Consider the following 2377-nt stretch of genomic DNA (forward strand, 5'->3'; position numbering starts at 1 on the left):
CACATCTTGCGACTTCCATAGGAATCGCGGCTGCGAAGCGACGTTACAGTACTTATTTCATTAAGTGCAATGATTTATTACAACAACTAAAGCGAGCAAATCTAGAAAATAGATTAGATGCTAGACTTAAGCACTTTAGTAAATATAAGCTTCTTATTATTGATGAATTAGGTTCTTTACCTATAGATAAAGAAGATTCAAAATTATTCTTCCAATTAATCGACATGAGATATGAAAAGAAAAGTACCATCTTAACTACCAACATAAATTTTAACTCTTGGGATGATATTTTTTATGATCCTGTTATAGCTAGTGCTATTTTAGATAGAGTTTTACATCACGCTCATGTCGTTACAATTAATGGTAACTCTTATAGATTGAAAGAGCATTTTAAGCAAGAAGAAGATTAAAAAACTACATTCTTAAATGATCAAAAAGTGACATTTCTAGCTTGACATTTATATCTGCCAATATCTACTAAATACTTTCTTTACTTTAGTTAAGCTTAAGTTACTTGAACTTGCTATTTTTTCAAGTGCATTATTTCTACTACTTTTCTCTAGAATCTCAAACCTATTTACTTCCCAGTATTTCAATATAAAATTCCACTCCTCATCTCTTTTACTAATTTGAATTTTTGAAAGAGCACTTTCATCAACTATTCTTGAAAAAGGATCTTTAATAGTAATTAATTTTTCAGCATCAATTTCTTCACTAATACGCTCTATATGCTCCTTCCTAGGCATTGATGTGGCTGAATCAATATTTACTAAATAACCATATTGTTCAAAAATATCTATAATTCGAACCCGCTCTCCATCTAAATATTTAAATACAGAATTAACTATTATCATATTACTCTCACCTTTTTTATCGATTCTTCTTTTATATTGATTATAGGTATTATTGTATTAACATCAATCTTTTTAGTTATATCTATCTCTATAATCTTATTAATAATTAAATACTTAAAAATACTTAAACTGCTTCCCCCTTCTGAAGTCATATCATTATCAAATTCATTACATATACTTCTCATAGTTTTATTACTATCTAATATCCCTTTTATAAATTCATAAACTAGATCTTGTAAATCAATTATTCCTATATCATTAAAGCAATCTATATTTTTTATATCATTATAACCATGAACAAAGCTTATATTATGTGCTATACTTTTATCTATTTCTTTTTCAGTAACTATGCCCTAGTCTATTCCTTTCCTTAGCCAATAAACCCTTTCTATTTCAAACTTTTCTAATACTCTTTTATTTAAAAGTTCATCTGTAGCCTTTATTGTTCTTGCAATATAACAATCTTCATTTCCCTTTTTTATAGTTATAAAAAAATCTGTAGTCATAACAATCACTTCGCCATTTTCAGGATTCTTAGGATGTTCTATACCTAATTCTTCTGCAATAAGAAGAGTGTCTTCCAAAGGCAATAAAGGAAATTGCTCTCTAATATCAATAACATTATCTGAATACTCTAAAACATAAAAATAATTTCGCTCCATATCTGATAAAAACTCATGTTGTCTACCTGTTTTTATTCCCTTTAATCTAGTGGCTCTACCCAATGATGGTACATCTTGAATCTTTAACCAAGGTATATACTCTCTTCCAATACCAGTACCAGTACCTCTACCTTCTTTAATCATTTTTTTATAATTTTGAATTCTAGCACTTTTTGTCAACGTTATCATTTCCTAAATCAGGACCACCCCTTTAACCCTATAAGGGCATGTTACTGGCAGTGCTACTCGCACCCTGAACAGTTTGCCAACCGCATACTTTTACTGCTACACCTAAAAGGTGTTTATTTTTTGCTTTTCATTACTGGCTCCCCCGTAAACGGGTCGATATATTCTTTTAAACTCATTTGTTCATATGTTAAATCTTCTTGAATTTGATTTTTTATATACTCTTCAATAACTTTTTTATTTCTTCCTACCGTATCTACGTAATATCCTTTACACCAAAATTGTCTATTGCCATATTTATATTTCAAATTTGCATGTCTATCAAATATCATTAGAGAGCTTTTCCCTTTTAAATACCCCATAAATTAGGAAATACTAATTTTAGGCGGTATACTTACTAGCATATGTATATGATCTTTACACGCATTTGCTTCGATTATTTCTACACCTTTGTGATTGCAAAGCTTCCTCAATATTATTCCTATATCTGCTTTTATTTTTCCATATATAATTTATCTTCTATACTTAGGTGCAAAAACTATATGATATTTACAATTCCATTTGCTATGTGCTAAACTACTATTATCTATTACGGATCCTCCTCTGTGTAAATGTCAACCTCAAAATGTTGAAAAGTTCCAACATGAAAATGCATAATTATTTGATAGTTATTTG

General features: G+C 29.2%; 4 protein-coding genes and 1 pseudogene. 1 reads left to right on the forward strand and 4 read right to left on the reverse strand.

What is annotated here, in order from left to right; all coding sequences use genetic code 11:
* Positions 1-410: ATP-binding protein (locus ABDZ60_RS03140; RefSeq protein WP_343775964.1), on the forward strand; the 410-nt coding region annotated here is incomplete at its 5' end.
* A gap of 48 nt (positions 411-458) precedes the next feature.
* Here the strand turns inward: ABDZ60_RS03140 and ABDZ60_RS03145 are convergent.
* The 4 genes and pseudogenes from ABDZ60_RS03145 to tnpA all read right to left on the reverse strand — a co-directional run bounded on the left by ABDZ60_RS03145 (position 459) and on the right by tnpA (position 2292).
* Complete coding sequence (locus ABDZ60_RS03145) at positions 459-854, reverse strand: hypothetical protein (RefSeq protein WP_343775967.1); 396 nt, start codon at positions 852-854, stop codon at positions 459-461.
* Positions 851-1204, reverse strand: a complete 354-nt coding sequence (locus ABDZ60_RS03150; protein WP_343775973.1) for a TnsA endonuclease C-terminal domain-containing protein — start codon at positions 1202-1204, stop codon at positions 851-853. The genes ABDZ60_RS03145 and ABDZ60_RS03150 overlap by 4 nt, the downstream gene beginning before the upstream one ends.
* A 3-nt stretch (positions 1205-1207) precedes the next feature.
* Entirely contained in the window at positions 1208-1705 is a 498-nt protein-coding gene (locus tag ABDZ60_RS03155) for a TnsA endonuclease N-terminal domain-containing protein (RefSeq protein ID WP_343775970.1), read from the reverse strand.
* 113 nt (positions 1706-1818) lie between these two features.
* A pseudogene (tnpA, locus tag ABDZ60_RS03160) lies at positions 1819-2292 on the reverse strand (IS200/IS605 family transposase).
* Between the last annotated feature and the right edge of the window lie 85 nt (positions 2293-2377).

The organism is Clostridium sartagoforme (assembly GCF_039521405.1).
Classification (GTDB): Bacteria; Bacillota; Clostridia; order Clostridiales; family Clostridiaceae; genus Clostridium; species Clostridium sartagoforme.